Source organism: Streptomyces sp. HPF1205 (genome assembly GCF_020400825.1).
Classification (GTDB): domain Bacteria; phylum Actinomycetota; class Actinomycetes; order Streptomycetales; family Streptomycetaceae; genus Actinacidiphila.
On sequence record NZ_JAINVH010000085.1, the window covers coordinates 1 to 3,612 of the forward strand.

Consider the following 3,612-nt stretch of genomic DNA (forward strand, 5'->3'; position numbering starts at 1 on the left):
AAACGGGGGGCGTGCTTCGTCAGTCATGGCGCTTCCTTCGGGTCTGTGCGGTATCGCCGCCGACGGGTGTGGGTTCCGCCGACGTGGGTGCACCGTGCGAGAACGTACGTTCTCGCCGGCAAGAACGACAGTACGGGAACGAAGGTTCTCGCGCAAGACCGACACCCACGACCTGGCAGCTCTCCCTCGGTCGGGCTATCGCGCGCCTCGGCTGGTGGAGCGGCACTTCCGAGGCAAGCCGCCGTGAACGGAGGGAGTCGACGGCCGGGCCCGCACTCGCAGCCGCCCTGTGCGGAAACCTGGCGCCGCTCGCCCGCGCGATGCCTATCGCACCTGACCCGCCGCCTTCAGGACCCCAATGTCGTTGTCATCCACCGGGGCGGCGCCTGTGTGACTGCCGCCGCCTTCGCATTCCGGCAGGCCTTGCTGGCGTGGCGACCCCCGCGCCGTAGTTCCGGGCCCGGCGCCGGATCCACGGCGCGGCCGTTCGTGCGTGAGGCTGTACCTGCGGCAGGGGTGGCCGCGCGCCTCGAGGGCTTTGGGCTCAGGATTCCCTCGCAGGCCTTGAAGACCCTCTCACCTGCGGTGAGCGCGGGCGTTGCTCCGGATTCTCGGAAGTTCGGCGCATCCCTCTTGCGCGGAGAACGACCGTTCTATAGGCTGGCCTCATTCAGCAGAACGACCGTTCTCGGCTGGAGGTTCACGACACTGTCATCGCTGGCCGGACGGATTGCCGGTTCGGTCGCCGCGAGTGCCGCAGGACCGCCGCCTGGGCCCTGACGCCGGCCCGCTCCAGGGCCGAGGGCAGAGAAGCTGCAGAACGCGAGCCTGTTGCCGGCTCGGAAAGTGCAGGTGGGTGATCCCATGACTCTCTCGCACACCGCAATGCACCCCCGCCGATGGCGCTGCCCTCGTCCGGCGAGCAGTCCCGGCCGGCCCCCGTGACCCCGGCGCTGGCGCATGCCCGTACGGGCATGCGCCAGCACGGCATGATCGCCCTTCCCGCCGAGGAGCGCTGGGTGCGCACCGCCCGCCTTTTCGCCGCATCCCTGCTCGCCCGATGGGACGTCGTCCCGGAGGATCGGGACTCCGTCCTGCTGATCGTCGGCGAACTCGCGGGGACGCGGCCCAGCACGGACGGGCCGACATGATCGTGAGCCTCGCGCTCGAAGGCCGCGCCGTGCATATCGAAGTTGCCGACTACGGCGTGGCGCCCTCGCCCCACCCTCGCTGCACCGGTGCCCCTGATGAGCACGGCCGCGGCATGGACATCGTCGAACTCCTGGCGGACTGGACCGAAACACTCGAGGAACGGGATCACCGGCGGGACCGCGTCGGCCTCCGCGTCGCCACCGCACCGGCTGAGCAGCCCCAGGCGGACCTTGTCCTCGCTTGAGCGGGCGGCGGGCAAGACGCCCGGCCCCGATCCGGGCAGGCGCATACGGCGGGCTGGTCGGCCCGCGCCCGGGAATATGCCGTGCGGCCTGGTGGCTGTACCGTAGGAGAACGACCGTTTTCGAGAATGGGTGAGCGAAGTGGAACCCGAGACGACCGAGCAGCGGATCCTTGACGCTGCCGAGGAACTGTTCTACGGCCGAGGCATTCAGTCGGTGGGAATGGATGCGATCCGCACCGCCTCCGGCGTGCCCCTCAAGCGCCTGTACCAGACCTTCCCTTCCAAGGACACCCTGGTCGAGGCGTACCTGAGGCGGCGGGACGCAAGGTGGCTCCGCGATCTTGCCCAGTACGTGGATACCTACGACTCACCCGAGCAACGGATTCTGGCGGTCTTCGACTGGCTGTTCCTCTGGTTCAGCGAGCAGGAGTTCCGCGGCTGCGGCTTCATCAACTCCTTCGGGGAGCTGGGGGCCACGTCCCAGACCGTGGCCGACATCGCGAAGGCCCACAAGGATGCCTTCCGGCGATATCTTGCCGATCTCGTGGCCGTCGCAGACGCGCCCGCGTGGCTGACCGACCAGCTCGTCCTCCTCGCCGAGGGCGCGATGACCACAGCGGCCATCTCCGGGACTCCAGAGCCCGCCCGTCACGCCAAGGACGCCGCCCGCACCCTGCTGCGGGCCGCTCACGCAGACGTGGTCACCGCTGCCTGAGCGCGCCGTCGCCTTCACTCACAGAGCCCCGCTTCCGTTCACTCCGGCGTGCCACCCAGTGAGCAGGGCGCACGTGCGGCTGGTCCTCGGAGGGGGCTTCTGGCCCTGCCCGCGCCGGTCGTCCACTGAGCAGGACCCGCAGCCACCGGCCGGCGCGCGGATGACCATGCGAGTGCGGGTCGCGGCCAAACGCCGCATACGCGACGCCGGGTTCCGCCGTCGTCCAGGCCGCCCGGGATCTGCACCTGTCCTGGCCGACCGTGATGCATGCCTTCCGCGGCCAGGCCCGCGAGGTCGTCGACGCATCGTTGCCCGAAGGCGACGCGGTGGGCATCGGTGAGGACCCGTCGGGGCAAGCCGCGCCTGGGAACAAGACCCCGACACCGGCAGACGGGCGGGGCACGCGATCGGTGGCACACCGGCTTCACCGACGCCCTCGGGGCGTGCGCGCTGCTGGGCCAGGTCGAGGACCGCAGCGTCGCCGACGTGCCGGCCTGGCTCGCCACCACCCCGCTGACTTGGAGAAAGAGCACCACACACGTCGCCATCGACGTGTCCGCTACCTACCGCGCCGCGATCCGCACCGGCGTGCCGCGCACCAGGGTCGCGGTCGACCACTTCCACGTGGCGCAGCTGGCGAACAAGATGCTCTCGGCGGCCCGGCGCCGCACCACCGCCGAGGTCCGCGGCCGACGCGGAAGAGCCACCGATCCGAAGTGGTCGGCCCGCTGGCGCCTGCTGCGCAGCCGTGAGGACCTCACCGACGAGCAGTCGCGACGACGTGGAACGCGTCGGCGAGGGGCAATCGGGCAGCAGACCCTGCTGACGACATGGATCGCCAAGGAGAACCTGCGCAGCCTCCTCGCTCTGGCCATGACCGGCGCCGACTGGAACCAAGTCGGCCGACCCCGCTGGAAGTTCCCCACATGGTGCGCGGATTCCGACATCCCCGAGGTGCGGCAGTTCACCGTCACCGTCGACCGCTGACGGCCCGAGACCGCCGCATTCATCGACACCTGACAGCACCGCCAGGAGCGAAGGCGTCAACCGTGTGATCAAGCTTGTCGCCCGCGCGGCTGTCGGCTTTCGCAATGCCGGCAAACAACGGCTACGGACACGCTGCGTCACCGCTCGCCGGGCCCGCGGGCACCTCCGCACCGCTCAACTCTGAAGACCCGGTACGGGATCCCTCGCAGCAGTCGCCGATCGTGCCCATCTAGGCACCAGGGCCGAGGCCCCGGGCCCGTTCAGTGAAGGCCCAGGAGGAGAACTGGGCTGGACACCGTGGCCGGGTCGGGTCATGCCGACATCAGGCAATTGAATTCAGCAGCTTGCGCGAGAACCAACGTTCTACTATCGTGGTTGCGCATGGAGAACGCTCGTTCTCTGCCTGGTCGGCCGACTGCCGCGATGCGGTTGCCGTCGAGGGTGCCCACCTCCTTGCGTGGGCCCGAGTACAACCGAAGGAAGCGCCATGACTGACGAAGCACGCCCCCCGTTC

Annotated in this window: 5 protein-coding genes; 4 read left to right on the plus strand and 1 reads right to left on the minus strand. The window is 69.6% G+C overall.

Annotated elements, in window-relative coordinates; genetic code table 11:
• The first annotated feature begins 899 nt into the window (after positions 1-899).
• From K7G61_RS35640 to K7G61_RS35655, 4 genes are all read left to right on the plus strand, one after another.
• Positions 900-1,151, plus strand: a complete 252-nt coding sequence (locus K7G61_RS35640) for an ATP-binding protein (protein ID WP_225851304.1) — start codon at positions 900-902, stop codon at positions 1,149-1,151.
• On the plus strand, positions 1,148-1,396 hold the full coding sequence (locus K7G61_RS35645) for a hypothetical protein (protein ID WP_225851305.1): 249 nt from the start codon (positions 1,148-1,150) through the stop codon (positions 1,394-1,396). Before K7G61_RS35640 ends, K7G61_RS35645 begins: the two co-directional genes overlap by 4 nt.
• 139 nt (positions 1,397-1,535) lie before the next feature.
• Positions 1,536-2,111: a TetR/AcrR family transcriptional regulator gene (locus tag K7G61_RS35650; RefSeq protein WP_205048856.1), complete on the plus strand. Its 576-nt coding sequence runs from the start codon at positions 1,536-1,538 to the stop codon at positions 2,109-2,111.
• 336 nt (positions 2,112-2,447) lie between these two features.
• Complete coding sequence (locus K7G61_RS35655; protein ID WP_225851306.1) at positions 2,448-3,098, plus strand: transposase; 651 nt, start codon at positions 2,448-2,450, stop codon at positions 3,096-3,098.
• Positions 3,099-3,409: 311 nt separating this feature from the next.
• Here K7G61_RS35655 and K7G61_RS35660 read toward each other — a convergent pair.
• Positions 3,410-3,612: hypothetical protein (locus tag K7G61_RS35660; RefSeq protein ID WP_225851307.1), on the minus strand; the 203-nt coding region annotated here is incomplete at its 5' end.